Genomic DNA, 17,756 nt, shown 5'->3' on the forward strand with positions numbered 1-17,756 from the left:
AAGGTCCTCTAACTAGGCCCTTCAGTAGCGAGCGACCAGGGCCGAGAGGGGGAAGGCGGCCAGCGCGCCCACGGCGATCGCGACGCCATAGGGCGCGGCGGCGCCCGGCTCGGCCAGGCGGGCGAACCAGGCCGGCCCTTGCGGCAGGATGGCGCGCGCCGGCGCCGAGCGCAGGGCGATCAGGCCCACCGCCAGCAGGCCGCCGGACAGGGCCGTGTAGAAGATGTAGCTCATCGACGGGCCGAGCCCGAGCCACAGCGCCGCCGCAGCGAACAGCTTGGCGTCGCCGCCGCCGATCCAGCGCAGGGCGAACATGATCATGCCGGCCGCCAGGGCGGCTGCGCCCACCGCCACGTCCACGCCGATCGTTCCCGCCGGCAGGCCGAAGGCGAGCGCCGCCATGGCGAAGGCCGCGATCAGCGCGCCCGCGATCCAGTTGGGGATGGTGTAGCTGGTCAGGTCCTTGACCGCGGCGGTGATCACCAGGGCGGGGAAGGCCAGCAGCAGCAGGGTCTGGAACAGATGGATCATCGCGCACTCCGAGGCGCGCAGCATCGCGCGCGTCGATGAACGGAGGGTTTCACCGGGCCGCCGAAAGGCGACCCGCGGACAAACGAAAACCCCCGGCGGTTTCCCGCCGGGGGTTTCCTTGGGTTCGGACTGGAGCCGGGCTTACGGACCCTTCGGCTTCAGCGAGTCGGCGACCGAATTGAACGTGGTCGACAGCTGACCACCGAGGGCGGTCAGGGCGGTGACGAGCACCACCGCGACGAGGGCGGCGATCAGGCCATACTCGATGGCGGTCGCGCCGGACTCGTCCTTCAGGAAACGAGTGACAAACTTAGACATGCATATCTCCTTCTAAGCGAGCAGTCTTGGCGGGCTTCAAGCCGTTGGCCTGCTCGCCCTGAGTACCGCATCAAGTTCGCAGGTCTCGCTTAATCGGCAGTAAACAGATCGGCAAACAATCTGATTTTGTTTGGTGAATTGATCTTAATCCTTAAATTGTATTAACCACGGGTTTCTTTACGCAGTATTCGAGGTAAAGATCATAGGAAGGATACTCATTAAACCTGAGTTAGCCACGGAAGCGTAGATTGGCGTCAGCATCGTCAGAGACCGCCGTGCCCAACCACCCCATCGCCCGCCTCCGCAACCTCGCCACGCGCTTCGCCCGCGCCGAAGCCGGGGTGACGGCGGTGGAGTTCGGCCTGATCAGCCTGCCCCTCATGCTGATGATCTTCGGCGTGCTGGAGCTGGCGCTGGTTTTCATGGTCTCGATCAGCCTGGACAGCGCCATGCAGGTCTCGTCGCGCCAGATCCGCACCGGCCAGTTCCAGGTCGCCGGCGGCGGCCTGCCGGGATTCAAGACCCTGGTCTGTTCGAACATGGGCTGGCTGCAGTCCCAGTGCGCGGCCAACATCTTCCTCGACGTGCGGACCTTCGCGGATTTCGCTGACCTGGCGAATGCCTCGACGCTCACGCCCGCCAACGCCGCGGCCGCCAATTTCTGCTTCCAGCCAGGCCAGCCGACCGACATCGTCCTGGTGCGGGCCTACTACCAGTGGACCCTGATGACGCCGCTCCTGAACAACGCGCTCGCCAACCTGGGCGCGACCCAGCGGCTGATCACCTCCACCACCGCCTTCCGCAACGAGCCGTTCAATAACAACCCGCCCCAGGGAGCCTCCGGATGCCCACCGCTCACCTGACCCCGCTCCGCCGCTTCATCCGCTGGGCCCGCGACGCGCGCGGCATGGCGGCCGTGGAGTTCGCCCTGATCGCGCCGGTGATGGTGCTGCTCTATTTCGGCCTGGCGGAGTTCACCATGGCGCTGATGGCCCAGCGGCGGATCTCGCACGTGGCCTCGGTCATCGCCGACCTGGTCTCCCAGACTCCGCAGGTGACCAACAGCAACGTCGGCGACATCTTCACCGTGGGCGGGGCGATCCTCAGCCCCTTCGCGGCGGGGCCGCTCCAGATGCGCATCACCAGCGTGGTCGCCGACAACAACGCGGTGCCCAAGGTGGCCTGGAGCAAGGGCCAGGGCCTCACGGCGTTGGCGGTCAACGCCACCGTGACCGTGCCCAACAACCTCCTGACGCCCGGCGACAGCGTGGTGATGGCCGACGTACAGTATTCCTACACCTCGCCCCTTCAGGTGGTGCTGCCGAACGCCCTGACCTTCACCTCGACCTTCTATCTGCGGCCGCGCCGCTCGCCGTCGGTGGCCCTGATCGCCGGCTAGGTCCGTCGCCGGCCAGGTCTGTCGCCGGCAAGGTCTGTCGCCGGCAAGGTCCGGGGCGGGCCTACTGGGGCGCGTCGATCTTGCGCCCGCCACCCTTCACGAACAGCAGGCCGACGAGGCCCAGGGCCAGCAGCAGGATGATGCTCGCGAAGCCGCCCTGCTGGCTGTGCGTCACCCGCGTGCCGATGTTCACCAAGCCGGGCGCCAGCCAGGCCGTCGCCACGCCCGACAGCCCGTAGATCCCGAAGAAGGCCCCGGTCTGGGCCGGCGGGGTCAGTCGGGTCAGCGCCGTCCGCGCGGAGGCGTATTGGGCGGTGATGAAGATCGAATTGGTGAAGCCGATCACCAGGAAGATCAGGCTGGGCAGGGTGCGGAACACCGGCCCGGCCCACACCGGCGCATGCGCCGCCGCGTCGTAGTGCCAGAAGTAGAGGATCTTGTCGGGCGCCATGCCCAGCAGGCCGGTCAGCGCCAGGATGGTCATGAAGATCTCCAGGCGCAGTGCGTTCTTCGGCCCGATCCCGTGGTCCAGCCAGCGGCCCACCTGGCCGCCGAAGGTGGCGATGATGCTGCCGACGATGCCGCTGGCCAGCAGGTCAAGCGGGCCCCACTTCATCACCCCGGCCGCCAGCACGCCGTAGAAGAACAGCACCCCGTTCATGCCGTCGAAGAAGAACATCCGCGAGAACAGATAGACCACCGCGTCGCCATAGCGCCGGACGGTCGTCAGCATGGCCCAAAGATCCGCCGCGCCCTCCCTGAAGGCGCGCAGCATCGGCACGCCGGTCTTCGGCGCATCCGGCGTGAAGAGGAAGATTGGGATCGAGCCGGCCGCCAGCGTGACCGCCGCCAGGATCGCCACCACCCGCTCCGGCTCATGGCTGGCCGCGCTCAGGCCGAACAGCGGATGGCTCGGCACCCAGGCCCAGGCCACCTTGCCGGGCAGGGCGAACGCCCAGGCGGTGAAGGCCAGCGCGATCACCGAGGCGGCGTTGCCCAGCGACAGCGCCAGGCCCGAGGCGGCGTGCGCGCCCTTCAGCCCCGCCGCGCGGATCAGCATGGAATTGTGCAGGATCTCCGACCAGGCGAAGAGCACGTTGACGCAATAGAGGATGCCGAGCGTCGCCATGATCGACAGGCCGGTGAGATCCGGCTTGGCGAACCACAGGGCGCCGATCAGCGGGACCATGCAGATCACCGTGGCCGCCAGCCAGGTCTTGCGCGGCCCCAGCTTGTCGATCGAGGCGCCCAGGAACGGCCCCGTCGCGAAGACCGTCCAGCCGACATATTGCTGGAGCGCGGAGATCATCTCCTGCCCCTTCACCGGGTCGCCGACCATGGTCGCCGAGACGTAGGGCATGAAGACGAAGATCGTCATCAGGATGACGTAGGGGTCGCGGCCGCCTTCGAAGATCGACCAGGAAATCCCGCCGCGATTCAGCTTGGCGCTGCCGCCCAGTTCCGCCTCGATGGGCATGTCGGCGACGGAAGCGGGGCCCAGGGCCTCCGCGGGCGTGGATTCCACCAACTGATCGTCCTCCCGGCGCCGCGTTTTCTGCGGTCTGGAGGAGACGTTGACGGTTATTTGCGCCCGAAGCTAGGCGGAGAAAGCCTCAGGCGCCCAGCTTCGCCTCCGCCGCAGCCAGGGCCGCCTTGGCGTCCACGGCCATGCCCTGCGCCGCCAGGGCGTCGCAGAGGCCGGTGAGGCACAGCCGCACGTGCCAGGGGGTGGCGCAGGCGCCCATCAGGCCGATGCGCCAGACCTTGCCCTTCAGCGCCCCGATACCGGCGCCGATCTCCAGGTCCCAGGCCGCGAGCACATGGGCGCGCACCGCCGCCTCGTCGATCCCGTCCGGCACGACCACAGTGTTGAGCTGCGGCAGGCGGTGCGGCTCGGCCACCAGCAGCGACAGGCCCACGGCCTCGATGCCGGCCAGGAAGGCCTCGTGCATCTTCGCGTGGCGCACGATCGCCGCCTGCTGGCCCTCCTCGAACAGGGCGACCAGGGCCTCGTGCAGGCCATAGAGCGCGTTGATCGGGGCGGTGTGGTGATAGGTCCGCCCGCCTTCACCGCCCCAGTAGGCCATCAGCAGGTTGAAATCGAGGAGCCAGTTGCGGACCTTCTCCTTGCGCGCGGAGATCGCCGCCTGCGCCCGTTTCGACAGGGCGATGGGCGACAGCCCCGGCGGCGCCGACAGGCACTTCTGGGTTCCGGAATAGACCACGTCGGCGTCCCAGCCGGCCACGTCCACCACGATGCCGCCCAGCGAGGTCACGGTGTCGACCACCGACAGCGCTCCGTGCCGGCGCGCCACGGCGCACAGGCTCGCCGCATCGCTGCGCGCGCCCGTCGATGTCTCGGCGTGGACGAAGGCCAGGACCTTGGTCGGCGCCTCGGAAAGCGCGGCCTCGACCCGGGCCGGGTCGACCGGCTGGCCCCAGTCGTGATCGACCGTGACGACCGTGGCTCCGGCGCGGCCGGCCATGTCGGCCATGCGCCCGCCGAACGCGCCGTTCACCGCCACCACGCAGCGGTCGCCCGGCTCCAGCAGGTTCATCATCGCCGCCTCCATGCCTGCCGTGCCCGGCGCGGGCAGCGGGACGCAGGCGTGGTCCGGGGCGTTGAACAGCCGCTGCAGGGCGGCCTTGATCTCCTCCATCAGCGCCTGGAACTGCGGGTCCAGGTGACCGATGGTCGGCCGGGCCAGCGCCGCCAGCACCCGGGGGCTGACGTCGGAGGGGCCGGGCCCCATCAGGATGCGGCGGGGCGGCTGGAAGCTCTGCATGGGGACGTCCGAAGCTAGGCGAGGAGTCGGGCGTGTAGCCGCTCGCGCATGGCCGCGTCCACGCCCAGCGTGCGCTCGAGGTAGGCGTCCAGGCTGCCGTCCCGCGTTTCGATCACCGCAAACGCGGTCTCCAGGTAGTCCGCGTTGACCGAGACGGCGACCTTCAGCGCCTCGCGTGGCGCGACCAGACCCACCTGCTTCTCGATCCAGGGGCCGAGGAAATCCATTTTCCGCGCCTGGCGCGCCTCGTCGTTGGTCAGCAGGTAGTCGGCCATCATGTCGTCGTGGCTGACGCCGGCCACATGGTGGGTGAGCGCGCAGATCAGGCCGGTGCGGTCCTTGCCCGCCGCGCAATGGACGACGATCGGCCCGCGTCCGTCGGCAAGTTCGCGGAAATAGCGACTGTAGAGGTCGATGTGCCGCGGCTCATAGGGCGCGCGGCGGTAGTAGCCCATGCAGTCCTCGTAGAACCACTTGGGCGTGATCTCGGTCAGGTCCTTCATGATCACCGCCCAGTCTGCGTGATCCGAGACGATGTCGTTTTCGATCACCGCCGCATCGAAGCCGTCCCAGCGCCGGTTCGGCTCGCGCGTCCGCTCCTCTGAGCGGCGCAGGTCGATGATCGCCGCCAGGCCCATCTCGCGCATTCGCTGGAGGTCGGCCTCGGTGGCGTAGGCGTGGTTGGCCGAGCGGTAGAGCAGCCCGGTCTTCAGCGGCCGCCCGTGTCGGGTCTCATAGCCGCCGAAGTCGCGGAAGTTCTCGATGCCGTCGAAGTCGATGTGCCGGGACATGGCCGCTGACTAGCCGGAGTCGCCGCCCGGATCGAGCCGCCTAACCCGGTCCCCCTAACCTGGTCCCCCTGGACCGCCCGGCCCTGGGCCGCCGCCGCCGTTCCCGTAGTCGAAGTCGGGGGTCTTGGCCTTGGCCGCGCCGCCGCCGAAGCGGTAGTCGAGGCGGAAGATCACCGCGCGCGAAACCGGGTGGACCGCCAGGTGCTCGACCAGCGCCGAGGTCGACAGGTCGCGGCGGAACCGCGTCGAATCCCCCAGGTCCTGGGCGGTGACCGTGGCGCTCAGCCGGTCGTTGATCTTGTGCCGCCAGCCGGCGTTGAGAACCACGAACGGCTCGAAATAGCCCTGGGCCTGCACGCGCCGGCCGTTGGCCTGCACATTGAGCTGCAGGGCGTCGTCAGGCGTGGCCTGCCAGTTGAGCGTGCCCCGCTCACTCGAGCCCCACAGGGTGATCGCGCCGATCGAGGTGGCCAGGTTGCCGGCGTCGACCTTGTACCAGTAGGGGCTGAGCGTCAGGTTGTAGCTCAGGGTCGCGGTCAGCTTGCCGCTGGCGGTGAAGTCGACGCCCGCCGCCTCGGCCGTGCCGAAGTTGCCGAAACTGGACTCGAAGCGCCCGCCGCCCAGGTCGACCAGCACCTGGGCGAAGTCGTGGCGGGCGTTGCGGAAGTAGACGTTCGCCTGCAGGTCCTGCTGGCCGACCTTCTGGTCGTAGCCCAGCTCGTAGATCTCGACTTCCTTGACCTTCAGGTTGGGATTGCCGACCTGGGCGTCCTGCGGCCCCTCGAAATAGATCAGCGGGTTCAGGAAGACGGTCGGCGGCCGCTGGACGCGGACGCTGTAGCTGGCGGTCAGCCTGCGGTCGTCATCCAGCTTGTAGCCCAGGTGCAGGCTCGGATAGGCCCGTTCGTAGTGCTGGCTGGGGCGCTGACCGCTGGTCAGCTGGGCGAGCTCGAAGGTCACATCCTCGGCCCTGAGGCCGAATTGGGCGTCGAGCTTGCCGAAGCCCCTCTGCCAGGTGGCGTAGACCGCGTTCACCAGCTGCTCGAACACGAAGTGATTGGCCAGGGCCGGAACCGGGACCAGGCTCTCAGGCCCGGGCCCCTGGGCGTCGGCATAGTTGGCGTCGTTGTCCTCGTGGCGCAGCTCGTAGCCCGCCTTCAGCGCCCCGCCCCACAGCTTCTGCGCATAGGCGACGCGCAGTTCCGCGTGGTGCTGGCTGTAGTCGTCGCGGATGAGCTCCAGCGGGACCGGGGTCTGCGGAATGATCGGCAGGGTCGAGAACAGCGTGTGGTCGCGTTCCAGGTCGACGTTGTAGACGGCGTCGACCGAGAGGTCGTGCCCCTCGGCGAAGGTGTGTCGCCAGCCGGTCGAGACGCTCTCGGTGGTCTCGATATAGCGCCGGTGGCCCGAGTGTTCGAACTCCGAGACCGGCGTCCCGCTCGGCCCATCGTCCGTGTAGAGATCGTCCGGATGGCCCTGGATCAGGAAGAAGCCGTAGCTGGTCGCGAACGTGAACTGGTCGCGGTCCTGCGGCGTCCAGGTCAGGCTGAGCCGCGCATTCGGCCCGCGCGCCAGGTTGCGGCCCTGGCTCTTGTCGAAGTTCTTCAGGAACTGGTCGCTGATGGGATCGAGCCCGTCGCGCTCGTCGGTCACGTGGTTCTTGTTGTGCTGGTAGTTGCTGGAAACCGCCGCCGTCACCGCCAGGGTCTTGGTGTTGTAGCCGAGGTTGATCCCGGCCCGTTTCAGCCCCGCGCTGCCCGCTGTGGCATAGGTCGAGCCGGTCAGGCCGCCGCCGCGGCTGGTCTTGGTGATCAGGTTGATCACCCCGCCGGTGCCCTCCGGGTTCAGCGCCGCCGAGGGGTTGGTGATCACCTCCACCCGCTCGATCTGGTCGGCGGGCAGCTGCTGCAGGGCGTCGGCGCGGTCCTTGCCGTCGAAGGCGGGCGACGGCTTGCCGTCCACCAGGATGGTGACGTTCTGGTCGCCGCGCAGCGAGATGTTGCCCTGCGGGTCCACCTCCACGGCCGGCAGGTTGCGCAGGGCGTCGGCGATCGAACCGGTGGTGGCCTGCAGGTCCTTGGCGAGGTTGTAGCTCTTCTTGTCGATCGAGACCTGCACGTCCGGGACCGCCCCGTTGACCGTCACCTCGTCGACGGTCTTCACCGGCGGCGCGCCCTTCGCCGGCGGGGCGGGCCTGGCGGCCGGCTGGGCCTTGGGCGGCGCGGGTTTCGCCGGAGCGGCCTGCGCCGCCGGCGCGGGGCCGGATTCGGTGGAGGTCTGCTGCGCCAGCGCCGTCGCGGGCAGCAGCACGAGCGCCGCGCCCGCGAACCAGATACGCCTGTAAGCCATGCAACTCCCCAAGGCGCCTCGCGGGCGGCCTGGTGGGAGGCCAGCTTCGCCGTGCGGGACCCCCTCAGGTCCCAGCGCTGACGCGGTAAGTCAAATGAACGTGTGGTAAGGCGTCAGCCACCGCCGAAGCCCGCCCCTTCCGCCAGCACCCCAGCCAGCCGGTTCGCCAGCTCCCGCTCCTCGAACGGCTTACGGATCACGTGATGCTCGTCCACGTGGGTGATCGCCGCCAGGTCGGCGTAGCCGGTGACGAACAGCACCGGCAGGCCCGGGCGCTTGACGGCCGCGGCGCGGGCCACCTCCGCCCCGGTCATGCCCGGCATGGCGAAGTCCAGCAGCATCAGGTCGACCCGCCCGCCGCGGTCCAGGATGTCCAGCGCCGCCCCGCCGCTGCCGGCCTGCAGCACCTTGAAGCCCAGGTCCTGCAACATCCCGGCGGTCGTCTCGCGCACGGCGTTGTCGTCGTCGACCAGCAGGATGACCGCCCCGGGATCGGCGGCCTGCAGGCGCTCGGCCACCAGCGATGGCTTCAGCGTCGCCGCCGGCGTCGCCGCGCGCGGCAGGTAGACCCGCACCGTCGTCCCCTCGCCCGGCCGGGTCTGGATGCGCACGCCGCCGCCGGACTGCTTGGCGAAGCCCAGCACCTGCGGCAGGCCGAGGCCGGAGCCGCGGCCCACGCCCTTGGTGGTGAAGAACGGTTCGAACACCCGCGCCAGGGTGACCGCGTCCATGCCCGCGCCGGTGTCGCGGACGCTCAGCACCACATAGTCGCCGGGCTCCGGGTCCTCCGGCCGGGTGCGCGGGCGGCGCAGGCGCGCGTTGACCGTCTCCACCTGGATCTTGCCGCCCAGCGGGGTCGCGTCGCGCGCGTTGATGGCCAGGTTCAGGATGACCATTTCGATCTGGGTGGGATCGACCAGCGCCGCCCACAGGCCGCGCTCCAGCCGCGTCTCCAGCGCGATGCCGCCGCCGATGGTGCTGCGCAGCAGGTCCGAGAGGCTGTCGATCGCCTCGTTGAGGTTCACCGCCTTCGGCTCCAGCTTCTGGCGCCGCGAGAAGGCCAGGAGCTGGCCAGTCAGCTTGGCGCCCCGCTCGGCGGCGATGCGCATCATCTCCAGGCGCCGCCGGTCGTCGGGACGGGCGTCGCGCTCCAGCCGGCTCAGATTGCCCAGCACCACGGTGAGCAGGTTGTTGAAGTCGTGCGCCACGCCTGCGGTGAGCTGGCCCACGGCCTCCAGGCGCTGCATGCGCATCACCGTGGCCTCGACCTTTTCCCGCTCGACCATCTCCGACAGGAGCTGGCGGTTGGCGGCGGCGAGTTCGCTGGTGCGCTCCTCCACCCGCCGCTCCAGCAGGTCGGCGGCCACCTCCGCCTCGCGCTGGCGGGTCCGGGCGCGGACCGCCGAGCGCGCCGCGCTGAGCAGGGTGGTCGGGTGCAGCGGCCGCTCCAGGATGGTCACATTGCCCAGCCGCGCGATCGCCGCCTGGCCGACCTGGGTCACCGGGGCGTTGCGGGTGCGCAGGTAGATCACCGGGAAATCCGACCACGGCGGCTGGCGCGACAGCCAGGCTTCCAGCCCGTCCGCCCCGTGGCCGTCCAGCGCTTCCTGCGCGACGATCAGCCCGGCCCCGCGGGACAGGTCCAGCCCGGATTCGCTCACATCGTTGAGGGTTTCGCAGGCCACGCCCGCGGTCCCGAGGATGCCGCAGATCACCGCTCCATCGCGACCGGTCGTCGCCAGCACGAGGAGCGGGTCGGGGCCACGCTCAAGCGTCATCCGCTCGCGCCTCGAGGAGAGCTTCCGACACCCCCGCGAAGGACGGGACACCGGTCAACACGCCCTGGAACTTGTCGAGCACCGGGCCCACCTGCAGCCCCTGGCCGTCGATCATGAATTCGCGGATCGTCGTCTCATGGCCGCCCGTGCGCTTCTTGATCACCGAAAGCGCCCGGCGGATCTGCCCGCGCGCCTCGAAGAAGCGCAGCAGCAGCACATTGTCGCTGATGTAGGTCAGGTCGACGGTCGTCTGCATCTGGCCGACCATGCCGTGCTGGGCCAGCACCACCAGGGTCAGCACGCCCTGCTGGCCCAGATAGGTCAGCAGCTCGTGCATCTGGAGCGCCAGGAAGTTCTCGCCCGGAAGGGCGTTCTGATAGCCCGACAGGGAATCCAGGATGACGATGGAGGCGCCGTCCTCCACATGGCGGCGCATCATGCCGGACAGTTCGCCGGGCGCCAGTTCGGCGGGGTCCACATGCTCCAGGGCCAGCAACCCCTTGGCCTCGTAGGCCGCCAGGTCGACGCCCACGCCGCCGGCCCGCTTCAGCAGCACGCGCCGGCTCTCGTCGAAGGAGACGACCAGCGCCTTCTCGCCGCGATCCAGGCCGGCGCGCAGGAATTGCAGGCACAGCGTCGACTTGCCCGACCCCGCCGGCCCGATCACCAGGGTCGCGGTGCCGCGGTCGAGGCCGCCGCCGACCAGCCGGTCCAGCGCGCCGATTCCCGTCGCGACCGGCGCGTCCTCCGCATAGTCCTTGTGATGTTCGGCCGCGATCAGCCGGGGATAGACGACCAGGCCGCCGGTCCGGATGACGAAGTCGTGGAAGCCGCTGCGGTACGACCGCCCGCGCATCTTGATGATCCGCATGCGCCGCCGGTCGCCGCCGAACGCCATCGGTTCCTGTTCCAGCCGCACCACCGCGTGCGCCAGACTGTGCAGGCTGGTCTCCTCGATCTCCTGGGTGCGATCGTCGAGGAACAGGGTGGTGCAGCCGCGGGCGGCCAGGAAGTGCTTCAGCGCCAGCACCTGGCGGCGATAGCGCAAGGGGGTCTGCGACAGCAGCCGGATCTCGGAAACGCCGTCGAACGCCACGCGATGCGGCTTCAGGCGCTCGATCTCCTTCATCACCATGCCGATGGTTTCGCCCAGCTCCAGGTCGGAGGCGTAGAAGACCGTCTGGTCGCGTTCGGGATCCAGCGTCAGTTCCGGCGGCATCAGCTCGAAGATTTCGACGCCGTCCAGCGCCCAGCCGTGGGCTTCGGCGCTGCGCAGCAATTCCTCGCGGGTCTCCGAAAGCGAGACGTAGAGCCCGCGTTCGCCGCGATCGCGGCCGTCCATCAGGAACTGCAGCGCCAGGGTGGTTTTGCCGGCCCCTGGCGAGCCTTCGATGACGTGCAGGCTGGAGCGGGCGTAGCCACCGGCCAGGACGTAGTCCATCCCCGGCACGCCGGTCGCCACGGAAGCGCCGTCCGTCAGGTCTTCCACCGTCTCGCCGCTGTCAGCCAAGCCGAGCCTCCGTGCCGATTCGTTCAAACCCCCGGGACGGCCCACCGGTTGCGGCCCGCCCATCATGGACGGCGCGTTCGGCACGTCACGCCCCTCGCCGCCGGACCCGATTCACCGGGGCAGAGTCCCAGAACGGGTTACGGCTCAGCTGGTTGCATTTGAGGGACGACGCCCGTCCGCCAGACCTAGCGGAACGGCGGCTCGTCGAAGCTGCGCAGCTTGCGCGAGTGCAGCCTGGGGCCTTCCTTGCGCAGCAGGTCCATGGTGGCGATGCCGATCTGCAGGTGCTGGCCGATCGCCCGGTCATAGAAGGCGTTGGCCTGGCCCGGCAGCTTGATCTCGCCGTGCAGCGGCTTGTCGGACACGCAGAGCAGGGTCCCGTAGGGCACCCGGAAGCGATAGCCCTGGGTGGCGATGGTGGCGCTCTCCATGTCAATGGCCACCGCCCGGCTCTGGTTGAACCTGAGCGCGCTGGAGGAATAGCGGAGCTCCCAGTTGCGGTCGTCGGTGGTGACCACCGTGCCGGTGCGCAGCCGCCGCTTCAGCACCTCGCCGCTTTCGCCGGTGATCTGCTCGGCCGCCGCGTTCAGCGCCACCTGCACCTCGGCGATCGGCGGGATCGGGATCTCCGGCGGCAACACCTCGTCGAGCACGTGGTCGTCGCGCAGATAGGCGTGCGCCAGGACGTAGTCGCCGATGGTCTGGGACCCGCGCAGGCCGCCGCAGTGGCCGATCATCAGCCAGGCCTGGGGCCGGAGCACCGCCAGGTGGTCGCAGACCGTCTTGGCGTTGGACGGGCCCACGCCGATGTTCACCAGGGTGATGCCGGAGCCGCCCTCGGCCATCAGGTGGTAGGCCGGCATCTGGTGCTTGCGCCAGGCGGCGTTCTGCACGACGGCTTCGGGGTCTTTGGTGTCAGCGTCCACCAGCACGTTGCCGGCCGCCGATAGCGCCGTATACGGACTGTTCGGGTCCTTGATCTGCTCGCAGCCCCAGCGGACGAACTCGTCCACATAGCGGATGTAGTTGGTGAACAGGATGTACTGCTGCACGTGCTGGGCCGGCGTGCCGGTGTAGTGCTGCAGCCGCGCCAGCGAGAAATCCGTGCGCAGGCCGTCGAACAGGGCCATGGGCCGCGGCGACTCCGGATGGTGCGCCCAGGCGCCGTCGGCGATCTCGTCGCCGATGAAGGCCAGTTCGGTGGTCGGGAAGTGCCGGGCGATCTCGGCCGAGCCCATGTCGGCCATGGCCGCGTCGGCCTGGCCGTCCAGCACATAGGGGAACGGGATCTCCTGGCGCGAGCGGCCGACCTCGATCTCGACCTTGAAGTCCTTCATCAGCAGGCTGAGCTGTTCGATCAGATAGGCCCGGAACCAGGACGGGCGGGTCACCGTCACCGCATAGTGGCCAGGCGCGCCGATGCGGGCGTAGGCGCGGCTGGTGCGCGGGAAGGCCTCGCCGGCTGGCCAGTGGAGCCGCAGTTCCGGATAGGCGAAGGCGCCGGCGGTGCGCAGCGCGGGGTCGGGCGGCGGTCCGCCGTCCAGGAAGGTCTTCAGCGCGGTCCGCAGGGCCTCAACGCTCCTGCGGTATTCCTCGTCCAGCCGATCCACGATGCCGGCTGCGTCTGTCTTCGATGTCATCGGCGGCCTTATAACCCCGCCACGCCAAGCTTGGCGAGCGCCGGGGCGCGATCGCCCCCAGGCGCTCCCTGTGCGCCGGACGCGCAGGATGGACGCCGGCCCGGTTCCCGGCCACAAAGCGCGGCTTGTGTCTGTCGGCCGGGGCCTCGATGAATCGCCTTTTCAACTATCTGATCGTCGCAGCCATGGTGCTGGGCGTCGCCACCGGCTGGGCGGTGCACGAATATGCCGCGCCGGCGACCGCCAAGGCGGTGGCCGAGAACCTCTCGATCATCACCGACGTCTTCCTGCGCCTGATCCGGATGATCATCGCGCCCCTGGTGTTCGCCACCCTGGTTTCCGGCATCGCCCACATGGAGGACAGCGCCAGCGTCGGGCGCGTGGGGATCAAGACGCTCGGCTGGTTCATCACCGCCTCGCTGGTGTCGCTGACCATCGGCCTGGTGATGGTCAATATCCTGCAGCCGGGCGCGGGGATGCACCTGGCCGTCCCGGAGACCGGCGCCGCGGCCAAGGCGGCGGTCGACACCGCCAAGTTCAACATCAAGGATTTCGTCACCCACATCTTCCCCCGGTCGATCGTGGAGGCGATGGCCAACAACGAGATCCTGCAGATCGTCGTCTTCTCGATCTTCTTCGGGACCGCCATCTCGGCCATCGAGGACCGCGCGCCCATCGTGCTGCAGGCCATCGAGCAGGTGGCCAACATCATGCTGAAGGTCACCGGCTATGTGATGCGCACCGCGCCGCTGGCGATCTTCGCCGCGCTCGCCGCCACCATCGCCACCCAGGGCATCGGCGTCCTGGTCACCTACGCCAAGTTCGTCGGCGGCTTCTACGGCTCGCTGGTCCTGCTCTGGGCGCTGCTGATCGGCGTCATGGTGCTGTTCGTGGGCCGCCGGGCGCTCGCCCTGATGGGGGCCATCATCCGCGGGCCCGCCCTGCTGGCCTTCTCCACCGCCTCCTCGGAGGCGGCCTATCCCGGCACCTTGCAGGCGCTGGAGGAATGGGGCGTGGCCAAGCGGATCGCCAGCTTCGTCCTGCCGCTGGGCTACTCGTTCAATCTCACCGGCACCATGATGTACTGCACCTTCGCGACCCTGTTCGTCGCCCAGGCCTATGACATCCACATGTCGCCGGCCCAGCAGGTCACCATGCTGCTGTTGCTGATGGTCACCTCCAAGGGGGTCGCCGGCGTGCCGCGCGCCGCCATCGTGGTGATCGCCGCGACGCTGACCTTCTTCCACCTGCCCGAGGCGGGCCTGCTGCTGATCCTGGCGGTGGACAACCTGCTGGACATGGGCCGCTCGGCCACCAATGTGGTCGGAAACTCGGTGGCCGCCGCGGTGGTCGCCAAGTGGGAAAAGCGGATCGGGCCGCCGCAGGACGTGATCTAGCTTCCGACAAGCGGGTTTGGACCGTCATGGCCGGGCTTGTCCCGGCCACCCATGGACTCCGGTTTCGATAGGCGAGCCGGGCGCCGAACGATTTCTTCTTTTCGGATTTCTGCGTTTATGGGGGGCCGGGACAAGCCCGGCCACGACGGTATGATCGGGAAGGATCGCGCATGAAGCTTGCGACAGCCACCGCGCTCGGGGCCCTGGCCGCCACGGCCGCCCTCGCCCCGTTCGCCCGGGCCCAGACCAACATCGGGAGCCAGGCGCCGATAGCCGACCTGCCGTTCGCCATGACCCAGGTGGCGAGCTTCAGCCTGCCCTGGCGCATCGCCTTCCTGCCGGACGGGCGGATGCTGGTCACCGAGAAGACCGGCCCGGTCTTCCTGGTCACCCAGAAAGGCGAGAAGACGCCGGTCGCCAACGTCCCCAAGGCGCTCTCCCAGGGCCAGGGCGGGATGATGGGCGTGTTCCTCTCGCCCCACTATGCGGCCGATCATTTCGTCTACCTGACCTATGCCGAACCCGACCCGACCGGCGCGGTGAGCGGCTCCAGCCTGGCGCTGGCGCGGGCCAGGCTCGCGCTCGGCAAGGGGACGGCCAGCCTGGACGATCTGAAGGTAATCTGGCGCGACGGCGGGCGCGGCAAGGGCGGCCAGTTCGGCGCCCAGGTGGCCTTTTCGCCGGACGGAAAATACCTGTTCCTGACCAGCGGCGACCGCCAGCGGATGACCCCGGCCCAGGATCCCAACAGCCCGCTCGGCAAGATCCTGCGCCTGACCCTGGACGGCAAGCCGGCCCCGGGCAATCCCATGGCCGGCAAGGTGGGCGCGGCCTCGATCCCGATCATCGATCCGCCGGCCGACACCGAGAAGGCCAAGACCGCGCCGGTGGTGCGCACCTACACCTTCCCCGGCCCCAACCTGACCCCGGCCGAGACCTGGACCAAGGGCCAACGCACGCCCTACGGCCTGGCCTTCGCGCCGGACGGCCGGCTGTGGGAGGCCGAGATGGGCCCGCGCGGCGGCGACGGCCTGTACCTGATCGAACCTGGCAAGAACTACGGCTGGCCGCTGGAACGCTATGCCGTGAACTACAACGGCGTGCCGATCCCCAGCCCCGACAGCGTGCCTGGGGTCACCAAGCCGGTGCTCTACTGGACGCCGGTCATCGATCCGGGGAACCTGATGTTCTACCACGGCAAGCTGTTCCCGCAGTGGACCGGCTCGGCCTTCGTCAGCGGCCTGGGCACGCGGACCCTGAACCGCATCGTGATCAAGGGCGCGACGGCGACCTCGGCCGAGCGCTGGTCGATGGGCCACCGTATCCGCGACGTCGAGGAAGCCCCCGACGGCGCGCTCTGGGCGATCGAGGACTCCGCGCCAGGCGCGCTGTGGCGCCTGACGCCGAAATAGGAGCGCGGCGACCGCCTAGGCTGGAAACTCAACCAATGCATTGATTTTCTTATATAACGTCATAGACGGGCTTGTCCCGGCTACCCATACGCACCGATGGCGCCGGATGAAGAGCGGCGTAGATGCGGCGATCTCGCTTGCGACTGGCAGTGTCTATGGGTGGCCGGGACAAGCCCGGCCATGACGGTTGAAAATGAATTGAGTCCGGACCCTAGGGCTTGCGCTGGGCCACGTACTTGCCGAACGGGCCGCCGACATTGAGGCGGGTGACCGCGCCGCCGGCGTCGGTGACGACCTCCGCCGTCAGGCCGTTCTCCAGGACGAAGAACCGGGTCTGCGACTGGGCCAGCAGTTCGAACGGGATCGGCGAAAGCTGGGGCACGTCGGCGTAGAGCCGCCCGTCCTTCACGCTCAGCGTCAGATTGGCCAGGCCGGCGATGGAATAGACCCCGGCGTAGCGCGCCAGCACGGCCGGATCGACCTTGGCCAGGGTGCGTTCCTCGGGCTCCAGCGCCTTCCAGTGGTAGGACACCGCCACCGCGCGGACGATCTCCGGCACCAGTTCGATCCCGGCGTCGCCGTTGGTCATCACCACCACGCCCTGGCCGGAACCGGTGATGAAGGCCTCCAGGTCGTTCTGGAAGCCCTGGTCGTCGCCGCCGTGACCGAAGCGCCGGCTCCCGTCCTGGTCGGTGAGTTGGACGCCCAGGCCCCAGGGCCCGATCTGGTGCGACAGCATCTGGCGCGCCATGGCCGGGGAGAGCAGCCCGTGGGCCTTGCCCGCCCGCGCCTGCTGGACCGCGATCGCCCAGCGGGCCAGGTCCGAGGGCGTCGTCCAGAGGCCGGCCGCGGCCATCTCCGGATAGACGTTCCAGTTCCCCCGCACCGGCTGGCCATTGCGGCGATAGCCGGTCGCGGCGCGGTCGTAGAGCGCTTCGGGCAGCGGCTGTTCATAGGTCGAATGGGTCATGCCGACGGGTGTCAGCACCTCCCGGCGCATCAGGTCCGGGAAGGCCAGTCCGGTGGTCTCCGACAGCAGCAGCTGGGTGACCACATAGCCGCCGCCCGAATAGGCCCAGCGCGTCCCCGGAACCGTGTCGACCACCACCGGCGCGCTGTTCGCCGGCGGGGCGCCCTGCAGGACCTGCACAGTCGTGGGGATCGGCGCGGTCCGGTCATAACCGTTGTAACCGTGCACGGTCAGTCCCGCCCCATGGCTCAGCAACCGCCGCAGCGTGACCTTCTGCTGCGCCGTGAAGGCGTTTTCGGGGACCTTCCAGGCCTTCAGCCGCGAATTGACGTCCTGGTCCAGGTCGAGCTTGCCGGCCTCCACCAGCCGGAGGGCGGCGACCGCCGTCAGCGGTTTGCTGATCGAGCCGGCCTGGAACATCGTCTCCGGCGTCACCGGCCGGCCGCTGGCCACATCGGCCAGGCCATAGGCCTTGGTCCAGATGATGCGGCCGTGGTCGAAGAAGGCGATGCTGACCCCCGGCACGTGGGTCTGCGCCATCCGTGTCGCCAGCGTCTTGGCGGGTGAGGGCCGCCCCTTGATGACCACCGCCGGGACCAGGCCGGCTTCGATCTGGGCGATGTGCGCCCGGTCGGCGGCGCTGAGCGGCGCGCTCGCGGCCGGCCCGCCGGCGGCTGTGGCGCAGAGCAGGGCGGCGGCCACGCTGGTCGCCAGACCGAGCCTGGCTGGGAATCGTAGGAAGGATCGCATCGGATGACGCTCCTATCGTTCTAAGCCAGACCCGTCAGATCCCATGGATCGGCGGCGCTGTCTTGGACGATTCGGCGTTGCGATGCGGCCGCACGCACCGCGCCAACCTCATGATTACAAAAAAG

At 69.1% G+C, this 17,756-nt stretch carries 14 protein-coding genes; 4 read left to right on the plus strand and 10 right to left on the minus strand.

The genetic code is table 11. The features are described 5' to 3' along the window. Positions 1-21: 21 nt before the first annotated feature. Positions 22-531, minus strand: coding sequence for an A24 family peptidase (locus VGL85_RS06575; RefSeq protein WP_331587255.1), 510 nt, complete (start codon positions 529-531; stop codon positions 22-24). A 141-nt stretch (positions 532-672) separates the two neighbouring features. Continuing rightward, positions 673-849 carry a Flp family type IVb pilin gene (locus VGL85_RS06580; RefSeq protein ID WP_331587258.1) on the minus strand — a complete coding sequence of 59 codons (177 nt, stop codon included), beginning with the start codon at positions 847-849 and terminating at the stop codon, positions 673-675. Between the two features lie 275 nt (positions 850-1,124). On the opposite strand from VGL85_RS06580, the gene VGL85_RS06585 reads away from it, so the two are divergent. After that, the gene (locus VGL85_RS06585; RefSeq protein WP_331587260.1) at positions 1,125-1,712 is read left to right on the plus strand and encodes a TadE/TadG family type IV pilus assembly protein; all 588 of its coding nucleotides are present in this window, start codon (positions 1,125-1,127) and stop codon (positions 1,710-1,712) included. Next, positions 1,694-2,248: a TadE/TadG family type IV pilus assembly protein gene (locus tag VGL85_RS06590; RefSeq protein WP_331587262.1), complete on the plus strand. Its 555-nt coding sequence runs from the start codon at positions 1,694-1,696 to the stop codon at positions 2,246-2,248. The genes VGL85_RS06585 and VGL85_RS06590 overlap by 19 nt, the downstream gene beginning before the upstream one ends. 61 nt (positions 2,249-2,309) lie before the next feature. Here the strand turns inward: VGL85_RS06590 and VGL85_RS06595 are convergent, their stop codons facing one another. The 7 genes from VGL85_RS06595 to VGL85_RS06625 all read right to left on the minus strand — a co-directional run bounded on the left by VGL85_RS06595 (position 2,310) and on the right by VGL85_RS06625 (position 13,102). Continuing rightward, the gene (locus VGL85_RS06595) at positions 2,310-3,773 is read right to left on the minus strand and encodes an MFS transporter (RefSeq protein WP_331587264.1); all 1,464 of its coding nucleotides are present in this window, start codon (positions 3,771-3,773) and stop codon (positions 2,310-2,312) included. An 88-nt stretch (positions 3,774-3,861) separates the two neighbouring features. Continuing rightward, positions 3,862-5,034: an alanine--glyoxylate aminotransferase family protein gene (locus tag VGL85_RS06600; RefSeq protein ID WP_331587266.1), complete on the minus strand. Its 1,173-nt coding sequence runs from the start codon at positions 5,032-5,034 to the stop codon at positions 3,862-3,864. Positions 5,035-5,048: 14 nt separating this feature from the next. Next, positions 5,049-5,825, minus strand: coding sequence for a tyrosine-protein phosphatase (locus VGL85_RS06605; protein ID WP_331587268.1), 777 nt, complete (start codon positions 5,823-5,825; stop codon positions 5,049-5,051). A gap of 54 nt (positions 5,826-5,879) precedes the next feature. Beyond that, positions 5,880-8,174 (minus strand): TonB-dependent receptor, encoded by a 2,295-nt coding sequence (locus VGL85_RS06610; protein WP_331587270.1) that lies wholly within the window; start codon positions 8,172-8,174, stop codon positions 5,880-5,882. A gap of 113 nt (positions 8,175-8,287) precedes the next feature. Next, a complete protein-coding gene (locus VGL85_RS06615) occupies positions 8,288-9,952 on the minus strand; it encodes a response regulator (protein WP_331587272.1) in 1,665 nt (554 codons plus the stop codon). Next, on the minus strand, positions 9,942-11,462 hold the full coding sequence (locus tag VGL85_RS06620; RefSeq protein WP_331587274.1) for an ATPase domain-containing protein: 1,521 nt from the start codon (positions 11,460-11,462) through the stop codon (positions 9,942-9,944). Before VGL85_RS06620 ends, VGL85_RS06615 begins: the two co-directional genes overlap by 11 nt. A 185-nt stretch (positions 11,463-11,647) precedes the next feature. Further along, the gene (locus VGL85_RS06625) at positions 11,648-13,102 is read right to left on the minus strand and encodes an AMP nucleosidase (RefSeq protein ID WP_331587276.1); all 1,455 of its coding nucleotides are present in this window, start codon (positions 13,100-13,102) and stop codon (positions 11,648-11,650) included. 149 nt (positions 13,103-13,251) lie between these two features. Here VGL85_RS06625 and VGL85_RS06630 point away from each other — a divergent pair, with 149 nt between their 5' ends. Both VGL85_RS06630 and VGL85_RS06635 read left to right on the plus strand, forming a co-directional pair. Then, positions 13,252-14,499 (plus strand): dicarboxylate/amino acid:cation symporter, encoded by a 1,248-nt coding sequence (locus VGL85_RS06630; protein WP_331587278.1) that lies wholly within the window; start codon positions 13,252-13,254, stop codon positions 14,497-14,499. Between the two features lie 170 nt (positions 14,500-14,669). Beyond that, positions 14,670-15,911 carry a PQQ-dependent sugar dehydrogenase gene (locus tag VGL85_RS06635; protein WP_331587280.1) on the plus strand — a complete coding sequence of 414 codons (1,242 nt, stop codon included), beginning with the start codon at positions 14,670-14,672 and terminating at the stop codon, positions 15,909-15,911. A gap of 211 nt (positions 15,912-16,122) precedes the next feature. Here VGL85_RS06635 and VGL85_RS06640 read toward each other — a convergent pair whose 3' ends face one another. Continuing rightward, positions 16,123-17,631, minus strand: coding sequence for a serine hydrolase (locus VGL85_RS06640; protein ID WP_331587282.1), 1,509 nt, complete (start codon positions 17,629-17,631; stop codon positions 16,123-16,125). Between the last annotated feature and the right edge of the window lie 125 nt (positions 17,632-17,756).

The organism is Phenylobacterium sp. (assembly GCF_036501465.1).
Lineage (GTDB): Bacteria > Pseudomonadota > Alphaproteobacteria > Caulobacterales > Caulobacteraceae > Phenylobacterium.

What these genes read in the sequence shown, in the direction of transcription:
- VGL85_RS06600 (WP_331587266.1), bottom strand. Translation starts at nt 5,034, where the DNA reads ATGCAGAGCTTCCAGCCGCCCCGCCGCATCCTGATGGGGCCCGGCCCC.
- VGL85_RS06640 (WP_331587282.1), bottom strand. Translation starts at nt 17,631, where the DNA reads ATGCGATCCTTCCTACGATTCCCAGCCAGGCTCGGTCTGGCGACCAGC.
- VGL85_RS06610 (WP_331587270.1), bottom strand. Translation starts at nt 8,174, where the DNA reads ATGGCTTACAGGCGTATCTGGTTCGCGGGCGCGGCGCTCGTGCTGCTG.
- VGL85_RS06635 (WP_331587280.1), top strand. Translation starts at nt 14,670, where the DNA reads ATGAAGCTTGCGACAGCCACCGCGCTCGGGGCCCTGGCCGCCACGGCC.
- VGL85_RS06625 (WP_331587276.1), bottom strand. Translation starts at nt 13,102, where the DNA reads ATGACATCGAAGACAGACGCAGCCGGCATCGTGGATCGGCTGGACGAG.
- VGL85_RS06605 (WP_331587268.1), bottom strand. Translation starts at nt 5,825, where the DNA reads ATGTCCCGGCACATCGACTTCGACGGCATCGAGAACTTCCGCGACTTC.
- VGL85_RS06590 (WP_331587262.1), top strand. Translation starts at nt 1,694, where the DNA reads ATGCCCACCGCTCACCTGACCCCGCTCCGCCGCTTCATCCGCTGGGCC.
- VGL85_RS06580 (WP_331587258.1), bottom strand. Translation starts at nt 849, where the DNA reads ATGTCTAAGTTTGTCACTCGTTTCCTGAAGGACGAGTCCGGCGCGACC.
- VGL85_RS06575 (WP_331587255.1), bottom strand. Translation starts at nt 531, where the DNA reads ATGATCCATCTGTTCCAGACCCTGCTGCTGCTGGCCTTCCCCGCCCTG.
- VGL85_RS06615 (WP_331587272.1), bottom strand. Translation starts at nt 9,952, where the DNA reads ATGACGCTTGAGCGTGGCCCCGACCCGCTCCTCGTGCTGGCGACGACC.
- VGL85_RS06630 (WP_331587278.1), top strand. Translation starts at nt 13,252, where the DNA reads ATGAATCGCCTTTTCAACTATCTGATCGTCGCAGCCATGGTGCTGGGC.